The sequence below is a fragment of the Streptomyces sp. NPDC088745 genome, from assembly GCF_044751045.1.
GTDB classification, from domain to species: domain Bacteria; phylum Actinomycetota; class Actinomycetes; order Streptomycetales; family Streptomycetaceae; genus Streptomyces; species Streptomyces cremeus.
In genome coordinates, this window is sequence record NZ_JBIVLB010000002.1 from 604,897 (window position 1) to 619,670 (window position 14,774).

13 protein-coding genes and 1 pseudogene are annotated in these 14,774 nt (G+C 71.9%); 6 read left to right on the forward strand and 8 right to left on the reverse strand.

Annotation, left to right across the window (positions count from 1 at the left end):
- The first annotated feature begins 5 nt into the window (after positions 1 to 5).
- Complete coding sequence (gene sdhA / locus ACIP93_RS07340; protein ID WP_401756584.1) at positions 6 to 1,760, forward strand: succinate dehydrogenase flavoprotein subunit; 1,755 nt, start codon at positions 6 to 8, stop codon at positions 1,758 to 1,760.
- Positions 1,760 to 2,542 (forward strand): succinate dehydrogenase iron-sulfur subunit, encoded by a 783-nt coding sequence (locus ACIP93_RS07345; RefSeq protein ID WP_345228811.1) that lies wholly within the window; start codon positions 1,760 to 1,762, stop codon positions 2,540 to 2,542. Before sdhA ends, ACIP93_RS07345 begins: the two co-directional genes overlap by 1 nt.
- Before the next feature lie 78 nt (positions 2,543 to 2,620).
- Here ACIP93_RS07345 and ACIP93_RS07350 read toward each other — a convergent pair whose 3' ends face one another.
- Together ACIP93_RS07350 and ACIP93_RS07355 are read right to left on the reverse strand one after the other, a co-directional pair.
- Positions 2,621 to 4,177 carry an ABC transporter substrate-binding protein gene (locus tag ACIP93_RS07350; RefSeq protein WP_401756586.1) on the reverse strand — a complete coding sequence of 519 codons (1,557 nt, stop codon included), beginning with the start codon at positions 4,175 to 4,177 and terminating at the stop codon, positions 2,621 to 2,623.
- A gap of 229 nt (positions 4,178 to 4,406) precedes the next feature.
- Positions 4,407 to 5,663, reverse strand: a complete 1,257-nt coding sequence (locus ACIP93_RS07355) for a metallophosphoesterase (RefSeq protein ID WP_401756588.1) — start codon at positions 5,661 to 5,663, stop codon at positions 4,407 to 4,409.
- A 141-nt stretch (positions 5,664 to 5,804) separates the two neighbouring features.
- Between ACIP93_RS07355 and ACIP93_RS07360 the strand changes: the two genes are divergently transcribed.
- A complete protein-coding gene (locus ACIP93_RS07360; protein WP_401756590.1) occupies positions 5,805 to 7,400 on the forward strand; it encodes a DUF2079 domain-containing protein in 1,596 nt (531 codons plus the stop codon).
- A 1-nt stretch (position 7,401) separates the two neighbouring features.
- Here the strand turns inward: ACIP93_RS07360 and ACIP93_RS07365 are convergent, their stop codons facing one another.
- Entirely contained in the window at positions 7,402 to 7,659 is a 258-nt protein-coding gene (locus tag ACIP93_RS07365; RefSeq protein WP_345228815.1) for an SCO4848 family membrane protein, read from the reverse strand.
- A 124-nt stretch (positions 7,660 to 7,783) separates the two neighbouring features.
- On the opposite strand from ACIP93_RS07365, the gene ACIP93_RS07370 reads away from it, so the two are divergent.
- Entirely contained in the window at positions 7,784 to 9,013 is a 1,230-nt protein-coding gene (locus tag ACIP93_RS07370; RefSeq protein WP_401756592.1) for a D-alanyl-D-alanine carboxypeptidase family protein, read from the forward strand.
- Here ACIP93_RS07370 and ACIP93_RS07375 read toward each other — a convergent pair.
- From ACIP93_RS07375 to ACIP93_RS07390, 4 genes and pseudogenes are all read right to left on the reverse strand, one after another.
- Positions 8,964 to 9,899, reverse strand: coding sequence for a YihY/virulence factor BrkB family protein (locus ACIP93_RS07375; RefSeq protein ID WP_401756594.1), 936 nt, complete (start codon positions 9,897 to 9,899; stop codon positions 8,964 to 8,966). The genes ACIP93_RS07370 and ACIP93_RS07375 overlap by 50 nt on opposite strands.
- Positions 9,900 to 9,922: 23 nt before the next feature.
- Positions 9,923 to 10,045 (reverse strand): annotated as a pseudogene (locus tag ACIP93_RS07380) (GtrA family protein); the annotation flags it as partial.
- Positions 10,046 to 10,077: 32 nt separating this feature from the next.
- Positions 10,078 to 11,067: a decaprenyl-phosphate phosphoribosyltransferase gene (locus ACIP93_RS07385; RefSeq protein ID WP_401756596.1), complete on the reverse strand. Its 990-nt coding sequence runs from the start codon at positions 11,065 to 11,067 to the stop codon at positions 10,078 to 10,080.
- Positions 11,060 to 11,692: a phosphatase PAP2 family protein gene (locus tag ACIP93_RS07390; RefSeq protein ID WP_401756598.1), complete on the reverse strand. Its 633-nt coding sequence runs from the start codon at positions 11,690 to 11,692 to the stop codon at positions 11,060 to 11,062. Before ACIP93_RS07390 ends, ACIP93_RS07385 begins: the two co-directional genes overlap by 8 nt.
- 185 nt (positions 11,693 to 11,877) lie before the next feature.
- On the opposite strand from ACIP93_RS07390, the gene ACIP93_RS07395 reads away from it, so the two are divergent.
- Together ACIP93_RS07395 and ACIP93_RS07400 are read left to right on the forward strand one after the other, a co-directional pair.
- Positions 11,878 to 13,248, forward strand: a complete 1,371-nt coding sequence (locus ACIP93_RS07395; protein WP_401756600.1) for an FAD-binding protein — start codon at positions 11,878 to 11,880, stop codon at positions 13,246 to 13,248.
- 20 nt (positions 13,249 to 13,268) lie between these two features.
- Positions 13,269 to 14,024 carry a decaprenylphospho-beta-D-erythro-pentofuranosid-2-ulose 2-reductase gene (locus ACIP93_RS07400; protein WP_401756602.1) on the forward strand — a complete coding sequence of 252 codons (756 nt, stop codon included), beginning with the start codon at positions 13,269 to 13,271 and terminating at the stop codon, positions 14,022 to 14,024.
- Between the two features lie 23 nt (positions 14,025 to 14,047).
- On the opposite strand, the gene ACIP93_RS07405 is transcribed toward ACIP93_RS07400, so the two are convergent.
- Entirely contained in the window at positions 14,048 to 14,629 is a 582-nt protein-coding gene (locus tag ACIP93_RS07405) for a 2'-5' RNA ligase family protein (RefSeq protein ID WP_345228822.1), read from the reverse strand.
- Between the last annotated feature and the right edge of the window lie 145 nt (positions 14,630 to 14,774).

A 14,774-nucleotide genomic window follows, 5' to 3' on the forward strand; every position in this document is an offset into this window, starting at 1 on the left:
CCAAGATGAAGATTCACAAGTACGACACCGTCATCGTCGGCGCCGGTGGCGCGGGCATGCGCGCGGCCATCGAGTCGACCAAGCGCAGCCGCACCGCCGTCCTGACGAAGCTCTACCCGACGCGTTCCCACACGGGCGCCGCGCAGGGCGGCATGGCCGCCGCGCTGGCGAACGTGGAGGAGGACAACTGGGAGTGGCACACCTTCGACACGATCAAGGGCGGCGACTACCTGGTCGACCAGGACGCCGCCGAGATCCTGGCGAAGGAGGCCATCGACGCGGTCCTCGACCTGGAGAAGATGGGCCTGCCGTTCGGCCGTACGCCCAGCGGCCAGATCGACCAGCGCCGGTTCGGCGGTCACTCCCGCAACCACGGCGAGGCCCCCGTCCGCCGGTCCTGCTACTCGGGCGACCGCACCGGCCACATGATCCTCCAGACCCTCTACCAGAACTGCATCAAGGAGGGTGTGGAGTTCTTCAACGAGTTCTACGTCCTCGATCAGCTCATCGTGGAGGAGGACGGCGTCAAGAAGTCCGCGGGCGTCGTCGCGTACGAGCTGGCCACCGGTGAGATCCACGTCTTCCAGTCCAAGGCGGTCATCTACGCCTCGGGCGGCACCGGCAAGTTCTTCAAGGTGACCTCCAACGCGCACACCCTGACCGGTGACGGCCAGGCCGCGTGCTACCGCCGCGGGCTGCCGCTGGAGGACATGGAGTTCTTCCAGTTCCACCCGACGGGCATCTGGCGCATGGGCATCCTGCTGACGGAGGGCGCCCGCGGTGAGGGCGGCATCCTCCGCAACAAGGACGGCGAGCGCTTCATGGAGAAGTACGCGCCGGTCATGAAGGACCTCGCGTCCCGTGACGTCGTGTCCCGCTCCATCTACACGGAGATCCGTGAGGGCCGCGGCTGCGGTCCCGAGGGCGACCACGTCTACCTCGACCTCACGCACCTCCCGCCGGAGCAGCTCGACGCCAAGCTGCCGGACATCACCGAGTTCGCGCGCACGTACCTGGGCATCGAGCCGTACACGGACCCGATCCCGATCCAGCCGACCGCGCACTACGCCATGGGCGGCATCCCGACCAACGTCGAGGGCGAGGTCCTGGCGGACAACACCACCGTCGTCCCGGGCCTGTACGCCGCCGGCGAGGTCGCCTGCGTCTCGGTGCACGGCGCGAACCGCCTGGGCACCAACTCGCTGCTGGACATCAACGTCTTCGGCAAGCGGGCCGGCATCGCCGCCGCCGAGTACAGCCACGGGAACGACTTCGTCGAGCTGCCGGAGAACCCGGCCCAGCTCGTCGTCGACCAGATCGAGCGGCTGCGCAACTCCACCGGCACCGAGCGCGTGGCCGCGCTCCGCCTGGAGCTGCAGGAGACGATGGACGCCAACGTCATGGTCTTCCGCACCGAGCAGACGATCAAGACGGCCGTCGAGAAGATCGCCGAGCTGCGCGAGCGCTACCTGAACGTGTCCATCCAGGACAAGGGCAAGCGTTTCAACACCGACCTCCTGGAGGCCGTCGAGCTGGGCAACCTGCTCGACCTGGCCGAGGTCATGGCGGTCTCGGCGCTGGCGCGCAAGGAGTCCCGCGGCGGTCACTACCGCGAGGACTTCCCCACCCGCGACGACGTCAACTTCATGCGCCACACCATGGCGTACCGCGAGGTCGCGGCCGACGGCACCGAGTCGATCCGGCTCGACTACAAGCCGGTCGTCCAGACCCGCTACCAGCCGATGGAGCGTAAGTACTGATGGCTACCCCGACGATGGACAAGGTGGAGAAGGACGGCAAGGGCGCGCCCGAGCCCGGCTTCGCCGACTCTCCGTACATCAAGGTCACCTTCCGGATCCGCCGCTTCAACCCCGAGGTGTCCGAGGACGCCGAGTGGCAGGACTTCGAGGTCGAGATGGACCCGAAGGAGCGTGTCCTCGACGCCCTCCACAAGATCAAGTGGGACCAGGACGGCACGCTGACGTTCCGCCGCTCCTGCGCGCACGGCATCTGCGGTTCGGACGCCATGCGGATCAACGGCAAGAACAGGCTCGCCTGCAAGACGCTGATCAAGGACATCAACCCGCACAAGCCGATCACGGTCGAGGCCATCAAGGGCCTGACGGTCCTCAAGGACCTGGTCGTGGACATGGACCCGTTCTTCCAGGCCTACCGCGACGTGATGCCCTTCCTGATCACCAAGGGCAACGAGCCGACCCGCGAGCGTCTGCAGTCCCCCGAGGACCGCGAGCGCTTCGACGACACCACCAAGTGCATCCTGTGCGCCGCGTGCACGTCCTCGTGCCCGGTGTTCTGGAACGACGGCCAGTACTTCGGCCCGGCGGCGATCGTCAACGCGCACCGCTTCATCTTCGACAGCCGTGACGAAGGCGGCGAGCAGCGGCTCGAGATCCTCAACGACAAGGACGGCGTGTGGCGCTGCCGCACCACGTTCAACTGCACCGACGCGTGCCCGCGCGGCATCGAGGTCACCAAGGCGATCCAGGAAGTGAAGCGTGCGCTGATCACGCGTCGCTACTGATCCCCGGCCGGACACGAGAAGGGCCCCGGCCTCCGGTGATCACCGGGGGCCGGGGCCCTTCTCGTGCTTCCGCGGCCGTCACAGCCGGCTGAGCTCCCACAGGCGCCAGACGCCCGTGCCGTCGGAGAGGTACTCCGCGCCGCCCACCTTGCCGTTGCTGAGGATGTAGTCCTTGGTCTGCCACAGCGGGACCAGCGGGACGTCCTTGGCGACGATCTTGTGCATCCTCTTGAAGTCGTCGACGGTGGACCCGCGGTCGGACACGGCCTGGGTCCGGGTGATCAGCTTCTCGATCTCCGGGTTCTCATAGGCGCTCGCGTTGGAGTTGTTCTTGCCGACGAGGGGCTGGCTGTAGTTGTCGGGGTCGGGGAAGTCGGCGACCCAGCCGACGTTGTACGCGTCGAACCTGGCGCCCTTGTAGTCCTTCTGGAACGCCTCCCACTCGGCCTTCTCGACCAGCTTGACCGAGAAGAGGCCGCCCGCCTCCAACTGCTTCTTCAGCTCCTGGGCCTCGGCCCGGGACGAATCGCTGGCGAAGTAGCCGAGGGTGAAGGAGACCGGGGCCGTCAGGCCGGCCTCCTCCAGCGCCGCCTTCGCCCGCTTCGCGTTGGGCCGGGAGGTGACGTCGAAGAAGGGGGTGCTGTGGCCGACGATGCCCTTGGGGATGGCGTCGTACAGCGGCTCGACCGTGTTGTGGAAGACGTCCTGCGCCAGCTTCGGCCGGTCGATGAGGAGGGCGACGGCCCGGCGCACGTTCACGTCGTGGAACTTCGACTTCTCGCGCACGTTGAAGACCATGTTGCGGGTCTCGGTGGCGTCGACCTCGCTGATGCGCACGTTGGCCTCGCCGGGCTTGAGCTTGGCGAGCATCTCCGGGGGGAGCTGGCGGTAGGTGAGGTCGATCTCCTTGGCCTCCCAGGCGGCCTGGAGGTCCGTGGACGCGTTGTAGTAGTGCACGTCGATGGGGCGGCCGGTCTTGGCCACCGACCCCTTGTAGGCCGTGTTGGGACGCAGCCGCGCGATCTCGCCGTTCTTGTACTCCGCCATCGCGTACGGTCCCGAGCCGTCGACGGCGCCGCCCTTGCGCTCCTTGTCGGCCGGGTACTTGGTGCTGTCCACGATGGACCCGGCGCCGGAGGCGACCTTGAACGGGAAGGTGGAGTCGCCGGACAGCAGGTTGAACGTGATCTTCTGCCCCTCGACGGCCACCGACTTCAGCGAGGACAGCAGCGAGCGCGGGCCGACGTCCATGCCGTTGCGCAGGATGCGGTCGAAGCTGAACTTCACGTCCGCCGGAGTGAGCGGCTTGCCGTTGGCGAAGGTGAGGTCGGTGCGCAGCTCGCAGGCGTACGTGGTGAGCTTCGCCCCGACGAATCCGCAGCTCTTGGCCGCGTCCGGGGTCGGCGTCACCGAACCGGTCTTGAGGGTGAGCAGCGACTGGAAGACGTTGCTGTACAGGGCCCAGGAACCGGCGTCGTACGCGTAGGCCGGGTCCAGTGATGACGAGGCGTCCGTCGTGCCGATCCGGATCGCGGGGCCCTGGTCGCCGTCCGAGGGGAGGAGCATCCACCCCCCCACCGCTGCGGCTGCCACGACCACGACCGTCGCCCCGACCCGCAGGCGCACGGAACCCATCAACCGCATTGTCTTGCTCTCCTTGCACTACCCCCACCCAGGGGCAGACGGAAAACCAACACGCCCTACCCCACGATTCATTCACCTAATCACACGAATTAGAGCGACGGAAGGGGCGAATCTTTCGCAAGTGGTCACAGATGCAGGACAACTCGTCGTGATGGGACAGTCGGACGGGCAGGTCGGCGGGTCGGTGAGTCGGCGGAACGGCGGGTCGGCGGGTGTCCGTTCATGCCTCGTGGGAGGCCAGCCGGACGACGGTGATGTCGGAGCGGGCGCCGACCCGGACCGGCGGGCCCCAGGCGCCCGCGCCCCGGGTGACGTAGAGCTGGGTGTCGCCGTACCGCTCCAGGCCCGCGACGGTGGGGTTGGCGAGGGCGGCGACGAGGTTGCCGGGCCAGAGCTGGCCGCCGTGGGTGTGCCCGGAGAGCTGGAGGCCGACCCCGTGGCGCACGGCCTCGTGGATCTGGACGGGCTGGTGGGCCAGGAGGACCGAGGCGCGGGAGCGGTCGCGGTCGCCGAGCGCCCTGGCGAAGTCCGGCCCCTGGCCGAAGGCTTCGCCGCCCACGTCGTTGACCCCGGCGAGGTCGAAGCCGGCGATCTCGACGCGGTCGTTCTCCAGCGGGTGCAGGCCGAGTTCGCGGAGGCGGGCCAGCCAGGGGGCGGCGCCCGCGTAGTACTCGTGGTTGCCGGTGACGAAGAACTGGCCGTGCCTGGCCCGGAGTCGGCGCAGGGGTTCGGCGGCGTCCCTGAGGTCCTCGACGGTGCCGTCGACCAGGTCGCCGACGACGGCGATCAGGTCGGGCTGGGTCGCGTTGACGGCGTCGACGACGCGCTGGGTGTGGGCGCGGCCGAGGACGGGCCCGAGGTGGATGTCGCTGACGACGGCGATCCGGAAGCCGTGGGCGGCGCGGGGAAGCCGGCGGAGGGGGACGGTGACGTGGGTGGTGCGGGGGCCCTTCAGCACGGACCGGGTGCCGTACGCGACGGTGCCCAGGGCGGCCGCCGATGCGGTGCCGGCGAGCGCCCGGGAGACGACGAGCCGCCGCCCGGGCGCACCGGCCTCCGGGCGGGGCGGTGCGGCCCCGGACGCGGCCTCCTCCCGGTGGACCGGAGCGGCGGCGTGCGGCTCTTGGGTCCGGGGGGCCGTCGCGGCGGCGTGCGGCTCACGGGCCCGGCGGCGGAGCAGGAGCGGGCGCAGGAGCTCGGCGGCCAGCAGCGCCAGGGTCAGGTAGAGCAGGACCGCCAGCCACAGGTAGCCCGGCCAGGCCAGGACCTGCTGGAGCCGGAAGGGGAACCCGGCGCGGCCGGAGACGAACGCGGAGACCGAGAGGAGGGGCAGCACGGTGAGCGCCGCCGCACCGGCGCGCCGGACCCGCCGGCCGCGCGCGCCCGGCGGTGCCGTGTCGCGGACCACGCGTTTCCAGACGTACCAGTGCACCGCCCCCAGCAGCAGGAACAGGCACAGGACGAACACAACGACCACGACGACCCTCACCAGGTGTGCCGGATTCTGCCGGACGAACCCTCAAAATACCCGTGAGCACGATCATGGGACCGGCCGGGCGACGACACCCGGCCCGGGACGCAAGCCCCGCCGAGTCCCCTACGCAGGAGTCCGCGAACCTTGACCACGTTCACACTCCGCCCCCCTGTGCGCGTCGGCGAGGCGGTGGCCGCCGGACGGCAGCGGGAGCGAATACGCGTCGCGGCTGTCGCCGTCGGCTGTGTCGCCGTATGCCTGCTGATCGGGCTCCAGCGGTTCCGCCAGCTCCAACTCGGGGGGTTCGACCTGGGGTTGTTCGACCAGGCGATAAGGGCCTACGCGCGTTTCGAGCTGCCCCGGTCGCTGATAAAGAGCGTGCATCACGGATTTCCGCCGGAATTCTCCCTGCTGGGGGATCATTTCTCGCCGGTCCTCGCGCTCGCGGCCCCGTTCTACTGGCTCTGGGACGATCCCCGGGTGCTGCTTCTCGTGCAGTCCCTGCTCTTCGGCGCGGGAGTTCCGGTCGTGGCCCGGCTGGTGCGCCGGGAATGCGGGAAGGCGGTCGGTCCGCGTGCGCTCTCCTGGCTCGTGCTGGGATTCTGTCTGGTGTACGGGTGCGGGGCCGCGCTCTTCTACGCGAGCCGCGCCGGTTTCCACGAAGTCGCCTTTGCCGTACCGCTGTTCCTGCTGCTCTTCGAGCGGGCGCGGGCGCGGGCGTACGGGCGGGCGACGGCGGCGGCCCTGCTGCTGTGCCTGACCAAGGAGGACCTCGGGCTGTCCGTCGGGATCTTCGGGGCGGTGCTCGCGCTGCGGGCACACCGCGCCGGGGACCGGGCGGGGGCGCGGGCCGGCGGGGCCCTGCTGGTGCTCGGGCCGCTGGCGTCGCTGGCGGCGATCGTGGTCGTCATCCCGGCGATGGGCGGGGACGCCCGGTTCTACTGGCAGTACAGCGAGCTGGGGGCGAGCGCGAGCGAGGCGCTCGTCCATGTCGTCCTGCACCCGCTGGACACCCTGCGGGCGGCGCTCACCCCGTCGGCGAAGGCCCTGCTCCTGCTGTGGACGTTCGGCTCGCTGCTCTTCCTGCCGCTGCGGTCCGCGCTCACCCTGTGCGCCCTGCCGCTGCTCGCCGAGCGCGTCTTCTCGGACAACGGCAACCACTGGCAGGCCCTGCACCACTACGGCGCTTTCGTCTGGCCGATCCTGGTCGCCGCGTCGATCGAGACGACGGGGAGAATGGCCCGCGGGTGGGAGAGGGAAAGGGCCGCAGCGGCGGCGAAATGGGCCGCCGGTCTCGCCGCCGGAATCACCCTCTTCGGTGTCCTGATATCGGGTTCCTGGCACATCGTGCTGCCCAGTCACTGGCAACGTGACGCCCATCAGGAGGCGGCGCTGACCGCCGTGGGGAGAATTCCCGACGGAGTGACCGTCGAGGCCGACAACAATCTCGCCCCGCGCCTGACCCGGCGCACCCGCGTGATGATTCTCGACCTCCTGCCGAGAAACGCGGAATGGGTCCTCCTGGACACCACGAGAAAGGCGTTCCCGTTCCCCGACGCACAGGCCCAGAAGGACCGGCTGCGGCTGCTCCGCGCGTCCGGTTACACCGTCGCGTACGAGTCCCGGGGCATCGTCCTGCTGCGCCGCGCCTCCCCCGCCGTCGTCGTGCCGGGCAGCGTCGAGCAGGGGCGCGGCGACCTGCCGGGGCACGACACGGCGGACATCAGGGTGTTCGGCTGACTCACCGGGCGCCGGTGGCCTTTTCCCGCCGCAGCGCGCGCACCGAACGGAACCCGATCGCGCCGATGCCCGTCCCCAGAAGGAAAGACGTCACGGCGAGCAGCAGATGGACCCAGAAGTACGCCGTCGGGTCACCCGCGTCGTCGAAGGCGAGGCCGCTCCCGTCCGCGACGAGATTCTTGACGAAAGTGATCCAGATGAACCAGCTCCACACCCCGAAGGCGAGCAGGAACCAGGAGAGGGTGCGGTTGAGCTTCATGGGTCCAGTATCGCCGTCCACGGCCACGGCCGAGGTGAGGGGGGATGGGCTGTCCCGGCGGAGCTTGCGGCGGGTCCGGCACACGGTGGCCGTGTCCACAGGCGCGCACGGTACGTTCACGTCCGTGTCTGCCGTGAAAAGGACCGCCGTCGCGGTCGTCTCCGCCGCCCTGCTGGCCCCCGCGCTGCTCCTCGCTCCCGCGGCCCAGGCCGCCCCGGACCCGAAGTCCGACGACAAGCCGAAGCCCCCGGCGCGGATGTCCTCGGTCGGCGGCGAGCGGCTGGGCAGAGCGGGCGTCCAGGTCGACCTCGGCCCCGGGGTGCCGGTGCTGCCCCAGGGACTGTCCGCCCGGTCGTGGATCGTCGCGGACGCGCAGACCGGCGAGGTGCTCGCCGCGCAGAACGCGCACTGGCGGCTCGCCCCGGCGTCCACCCTGAAGATGCTCTTCGCGGACACGGTGCTGCCCAGGCTGCCCAAGGAGCAGGTCTACCAGGTGAAGCCGACGGACCTGGAGGGGCTGGGGGCGGGCGGCAGCGCGGTCGGGGTGAAGGAGAACCACACGTACAAGGTCCACGACCTGTGGCTCGGCGTGTTCCTGCGGTCCGGCAACGACGCCGTCCGGGTCCTGTCCTCGCTGAACGGCGGCGTCGCCAAGACCGTCGACGACATGAACGCGCATGCCCGCGACCTCCAGGCCGTCGACACCACCGTCGTCTCGCCGGACGGATACGACGCGCCGCGCCAGGTCTCCAGCGCGTACGACCTCACGCTGATCGCGCGGTCCGGCATGCAGAAGAAGGACTTCCGGGAGTACGCCGCGACGGTGCGGGCGGACTTCCCCGGTGAGCAGGGCGAGGACGGCAGGCGCGGCTCGTTCCGGATCGAGACCACCAACCGGCTGATGACCGGCCAGGGCGGGGTCACCCCCTACCCCGGCATCGCGGGTGTCAAGAACGGCAACACCACCCACGCCGGCGCCACCTTCACCGGGGTCGCCCAGCGCGGCGAGCGGGTGCTGCTGGTCACCGTGATGAACCCGCAGTCGGGCGAGAGCCAGGCGGTCTACCGGGAGACGGCCAGGCTGCTCGACTGGGGCTTCCAGGCGGCCGGGAAGGTCAAGCCGGTCGGCGAGCTGGTCGCCCCGAAGAACGTGGACACCGGCGCGCAGGCCGCTCCCCCGGCGCCGAAGGCCAAGCAGCCGCCGACCCGGCTGGCCGCCGCCGAGGAGACCTCCAGCGGGGCCGGCATCGCGCTCGCGGTGGCGGGCGCGGCGCTGATGGTGCTCGCCGGCGCGGTGTTCCTGGTCAACCGGAAGTGGCCGGTGCCGGCGTTGGCCCGTCGCCGCCAGGACTGACGCCGGCGGGCTCGACGCCGCTGCGGGCGGGGCCGTCGGCGTGCGGCGCCGCCGTCCAGGCGGCGCAGCACAGCATCAGCTTCGCCGTGAAGTTGATCCACAGCAGCAGGGCGACGGGGACGCCGAAGGCGCCGTACATGCTCTTGGAGGCGACGCCGCTCATGTAGCCGCCCAGCAGCATCTTCAGGAGTTCGAAGCCGACCGCGCCGATGAGCGCCGCCACGACGAGCCGGCGGCGCTCCGGCTGCACGCCGGGCAGCAGCGTCAGGACGTACAGCAGGAGCAGGAAGTCCGCGCAGACGGCGACCAGCAGGGCGGCGATCCGCAGCAGGACGCCGCCCGCGCCGTCCTCCGGGATGCCGACCGCGCGGGCCGTCCAGCCGACCGCGGACGAGCCCACGGTGGAGGCGGCCAGCGAGCCGAGACCGGTGAGGCCGAGGCCCGCGAGGACCACGGCGTCCTTGGCCTTGCGCAGGACCGGGTTGCCCTCGTCGACGTCCTCCAGGTCCCACACCACGCGCAGGCACTCGCGCATCGAGCCGACCCAGCCGATGCCGGTGAAGAGCAGCAGCGCACCGGCGACGAGGCCGACGGTTCCGGCGTTGTCGATCAGGGCGTCGATGTTGAGCTGGTCGGAGATGCCGGGGACCTGCTCGGCGATGCTCTTCTTGATCTGGGCGATCTGTTCCGGGGTGAGCACCGCGGCGCTGATCGCGGCGCCGACCGTGATCAGCGGGAACAGCGCGAGGAAGCTGATGAAGGTGATCGCCGCGGCGAGCCTGCTCCACTTCGCCCGGTCCAGGGTCTCGTACGTGCGCCAGACGTGGGTGCCCATCAGGCGCGTGATCCACGGCCCGATCACCGGGAGGTTCTTCAGCCAGTCCATGATCTTTGTGTACCCGCCTGCTCTCAGTTACGGAAAACCAGTGTGCGGGTACCCCAAAACCGCAGGCAGGTCGCCAACGCCATGCCGACGAGTGAACCGGGGACGGTGTCGGCGCGCGGGGAGGTGAGGCCGACGGCGGCGAAGGAGCCGAGCTCGGCGAGGTCCGGCGGGCGCGGGCTCACAGCTCGGCGACCGCCAGCGCGTACAGCGCCGTCCAGACCAGGCCGGTCAGGAGCAGGCCGCGGTCGCGCAGGACGACGTCCTCGGGGGCCCCGGCGGCGCCCCGGTCGGCGAAGACGGCGTACCGGAGGATGCCGGCGATGTAGGCGATCATGGACAGTTCGCGCCAGGGGAGGAGGCCGCCGTGGGCGGCGCCGCCGCGTTCCATGGCCCACAGGCAGTAGCCGAGCAGGGTGACGCCGGCCGCGAGCTGCCAGACGAAGCGCAGGTAGCCGGTGGTGTATTCGCCGATCAGGGCGCGGGTGCTGCCCCTGTGCGGGGTGTCGGCGAGCTGGACGGCCTCGGAGTAGCGCTTGGCGGCGACCATGAACAGCGCGCCGAAGCCGGTGGTGATGAGGAACCAGCGGGAGAGCGGGATGCCGAGCGCGATGCCGCCGATCATGGCGCGCATCAGGAAGCCGCTGGTGACGACGGTCAGGTCGAGCACGAGGACGTGCTTGAGGCGCAGGCAGTACGCCATCTGCATCACGACGTAGCCGGTGAGCAGGGCGGCGGTGGGCGGGTTGCAGAGGAGGGCGGCGGCGGTGGGCGCGGAGACCGCCAGGAGCGTGCCGACGGCGTGGGCGAGGGGGACGGGGACCTGTCCGGCGGCGACGGGACGGCGGCACTTGACGGGGTGGGCGCGGTCGGCCTCGACGTCGAGGGCGTCGTTGATCAGGTAGACGGCGGAGGCGGCGGCGGTGAACAGGACGAAGACGATGCCGAGCTGGATCGCCGAGCGGGCGGAGAGCAGCTCTCCCGCGGCGGCCGGGGCGGCCACCACCAGGCCGTTCTTGATCCACTGCCGGGGGCGGGCGGTGCGCAGCAGGCCCAGCGGGAGGGCGAGCGGGCGCCGGGCGCCGCGCTGCGGCGGGAGGGCGGGGCCGCCGGGGGCGGCGCGGCGGCCCCGCTGTTTCTCCAGGAGCGGGATGACGGTGCGGTCAGCCACGGAGGGCCTCCCGCAGCGGGCGTGCGGCGGGGCGTGCGGCGGGGCGTGCGGCGGGGCGTGCGGTCCACCTCGGCGGGCCCGCGGCACGGGAGATCCCCTTCAGCGGGTCCGCGGCGGCGCGGGCGGCCGCCCTGGCCGTCAGCCACCTCGCGCCGAGCCCGGCGGTGAGGCCGCCGAGGGCCGCGCCCGCGACGACGTCGCTGGGGTAGTGCACGCCGACGACCAGGCGGGAGACGCACATCGCGGCGGCCAGCGGCGGGACGACCTGCCGGCCGAACGGGCCGAGCGCGCCGAGGGCGACGGCCGCGGCGGCCGCCGAGGTGGCGTGCGAGCTGGGGAAGGAGTGCCGGCCCAGGGTCCGCACCAGGGGCCGGCGCCCCGGGAGTTCGGGGCGCGGGCGGCGCACGGCGCGCTTGACCCCCATGCTGGCCAGGTGGGCGGCGCCGATCAGTGCCGTACCGCGCAGCCAGGCGCCGCGCCGGTCGCGGTCCAGGCCCGCGCCGAGGAGTCCGGCGGCCAGCCACAGCGCGCCGTGCTCGCCGCTGAGGGACAGGGCGCGGGCGGCGGCGGCCACGCGCGGGTCCGTACCGCAGTCGCGCAGCGCGGACAGCAGACGGTGCTCCACTTCTCGCATGGTCATCCCCAGACATCGGTGCGCGTGGCCCGGAGGGGCGCACATCAGAGGAGACTCTTGTCGGGAAAACACCCATATGCACGGCATTCCGCGGTGACACTCGGTCAACCACCCATTCCGCCGAAACGGTGCATATCTCCGCCAGTGCCCGCGTAGGGGGCTATAACGTCACGCCCATGGCTGACCACACCACGCTCTCCGTCGACTCCTTCGCCTCCGTGACCGGCTGGGGGCGCACCGCCCCCACGACCGCCCTGGTGGTGCGTCCGCGCACCTACGAGCAGGCCGCGGCGGCGGTACGGGGCTGCGGGGCGCGCGGCTCGATCGCCCGGGGCCTCGGCCGGGCGTACGGGGACGCGGCGCAGAACGCGGGCGGCTCGGTCCTGGACATGACCGGCCTGAACCGCATCCGCAGCGTCGACGCGGACGCCGGGATCGTGGTGTGCGACGCCGGGGTGAGCCTGCACCGGCTGATGGAGGTGCTGCTGCCGCTCGGCTGGTTCGTGCCGGTGAGCCCGGGCACCCGTTACGTCACCGTCGGCGGGGCGATCGGCGCGGACGTGCACGGCAAGAACCACCACGTCTCCGGCGGCTTCTCCCGGCACGTGCGCTCGCTGCGCCTCCTGCTCGCGGACGGCGAGGTGCACGAGGTCCGCCCCGGCACCGACCTCTTCGACGCGACCGCCGGCGGCATGGGCCTGACCGGTGTCATCCTCTCCGCGAAGATCCAACTGCTGCCCGTCGAGACCTCGTTGATGTCGGTGGACACCGAGCGCGCCGCCGACCTCGACGACCTGATGACCCGGCTCACCGAGACCGACCACCTCTACCGGTACTCCGTCGCCTGGATCGACCTGCTGGCCCGCGGCGCGGCCATGGGCCGCTCCGTCCTCACCCGCGGCGACCACGCCCCGCTGGACGAGCTGCCGCCGCGCGCCCGCCGCCACCCGCTGGCCTTCCGCCCCGGCCGGCTCCCGGGAGCGCCGTCGTTCGTGCCCGAGGGGCTGCTGGGCAGGAAGTCCGTCGGCCTCTTCAACGAACTCTGGTACCGGCGGGCCCCCCGCTCCCGGACCGGCGAGCTCCAGCGCATCCCGGCCTTCTTCCACCCCCTGGACGGCGTCCCGCACTGGAACCGGATCTACGGCCGCGGCGGCTTCGTCCAGTACCAGTTCGTCGTCCCGCACGGGCAGGAGGAGGCCCTGCGCCGGATCGTCGGCCGGATCTCCCGGCGCGGCTGCCCGTCCTTCCTCGCCGTGCTCAAGCGCTTCGGCGCCAGCGACCCGGGCTGGCTGTCCTTCCCGGTGCCCGGCTGGACGCTCGCCCTGGACATCCCGGCGCACCTGCCCCGGCTGGGCGCCTTCCTCGACGGGCTGGACGAGGAGGTCTGCGCCGCCGGCGGCCGCCTCTACCTCGCCAAGGACTCCCGGGTGCGCCCCGAGACGCTCGCCGCGATGTACCCGGAGCTGGACCGCTTCCGCGCCCTGCGCGCCGCACTCGACCCGCACGGGGTCTTCACCTCGGACCTCTCCCGCCGCCTCTCCCTCTGACCCGTTCCAGGAGCCCCACCATGAAGGACGCCTTCGGCGCCCCGCAGTCCCTGCTCGTCCTCGGCGGCACGTCCGAGATCGCGCTCGCCACCGCCCGCCGCCTCATCGCCCGCCGCACCCGCACGGTGTGGCTGGCGGGCCGCCCCTCCCCCGCGCTGGACGCCGCCGCGCACCGGCTTCGCGGCCTGGGCGCAGAGGTCCGCACGGTCCCCTTCGACGCCCTGGACAGCGCCGCGCACGAGGAGGCGCTGGGCAAGGTCTTCACCGAGGGCGACATCGACATGGTGCTCGTCGCCTTCGGGCTGCTCGGCGACCAGACCCACGACGAGGCCGAGCCGATGGCCGCCGTCCGGGTCGCCCAGACCAACTACACCGGCGCGGTCTCCGCCGGTCTGGTCTGCGCGAACGCCCTGCAGAGCCAGGGCCACGGCTCGCTGGTCGTGCTGTCCTCGGTCGCGGGCGAGCGGGCCCGGCGGGCGAACTTCATCTACGGCTCCAGCAAGGCGGGCCTGGACGCGTTCACCCAGGGCCTCGGGGACGCGCTGCACGGGACGGGGGTGCACGTCATGGTCGTACGCCCCGGATTCGTACGGACGAAGATGACGGAGGGCATGGCGGAGGCCCCCCTCGCGACGACGCCGGAGGCCGTGGCGCGGGCCATCGAGACGGGGCTGCGCAGGCGCGCGGAGGTGGTGTGGGTGCCGGGGGCGCTGCGCGCGGTGATGTCGGCGCTGCGGCACGTGCCGCGTCCGCTGTTCCGGCGGCTGCCGGTGTAGTGCCGGGCCGCCGGCGCGGGGCCCTAGTGGAGGGCGGGCGCGTCGTGGGGCAGGCCCTGCGGGGGGACCTCGCCCGCCGCGCCGCCGCCGAAGGCGTAGTCGCACAGCTTGCGCCAGACGCCGTCCGCGCCCTGCTCGTACAGGGCGAAGGATTCGCAGGACCACTCGGCGGCGTACGTGGACAGCTCCTCGTACGCCCGGTCCATGCCCTCCTCGGTGATGCCGTGGGCGACCGTCACGTGCGGGTGGTAGGGGAACTGGAGCTCGCGCACCAGCGGCCCCGACGCGTCCCGCACCCGCTTCTGGAGCCACGCGCACGCGGACGCGCCCTCGACGACCTTCACGAAGACCACCGGCGACAGCGGCCGGAAGGTGCCCGTGCCCGCGAGCCGCATGGGGAACGGCTGCACGGACGCCGCGACCGACGCCAGGTGCGCCTCCACCGCCGGCAGGAGTCCGGCGTCGATCCCGGTCGGCGGCAGCAGCGTGACGTGGGTAGGGATGCCATGAGCGGCAGGGTCCCCGAAGGCCGCGCGCCGCTCCTGGAGCAGGCTGCCGTACGGCTCCGGGACCGCGATCGAAACGCCGAGCGTTACGGTCCCCACGTCGTTCTCCTCAGTCGTCGGTGCGAGTTCGGTGCCCGCCGGTGCCGGCGGGCGGGGCGGCTGCGCGAACGAAGCCGTCGCAGTGCAGTGTGGCGGGCGCGCGGCCCGGGGGCCAGAGTCCAAGGTCCGGGGCCTGCGGGACATG

Excerpts from the sequence above, each read along its gene's own strand:
- ACIP93_RS07365 (WP_345228815.1), bottom strand. The coding sequence starts at position 7,659 with ATGAAGCTCAACCGCACCCTCTCCTGGTTCCTGCTCGCCTTCGGGGTG.
- ACIP93_RS07350 (WP_401756586.1), bottom strand. The coding sequence starts at position 4,177 with ATGGGTTCCGTGCGCCTGCGGGTCGGGGCGACGGTCGTGGTCGTGGCA.
- ACIP93_RS07395 (WP_401756600.1), top strand. The coding sequence starts at position 11,878 with ATGGCTGACCACACCACGCTCTCCGTCGACTCCTTCGCCTCCGTGACC.
- ACIP93_RS07375 (WP_401756594.1), bottom strand. The coding sequence starts at position 9,899 with ATGGACTGGCTGAAGAACCTCCCGGTGATCGGGCCGTGGATCACGCGC.
- sdhA (WP_401756584.1), top strand. The coding sequence starts at position 6 with ATGAAGATTCACAAGTACGACACCGTCATCGTCGGCGCCGGTGGCGCG.
- ACIP93_RS07400 (WP_401756602.1), top strand. The coding sequence starts at position 13,269 with ATGAAGGACGCCTTCGGCGCCCCGCAGTCCCTGCTCGTCCTCGGCGGC.
- ACIP93_RS07345 (WP_345228811.1), top strand. The coding sequence starts at position 1,760 with ATGGCTACCCCGACGATGGACAAGGTGGAGAAGGACGGCAAGGGCGCG.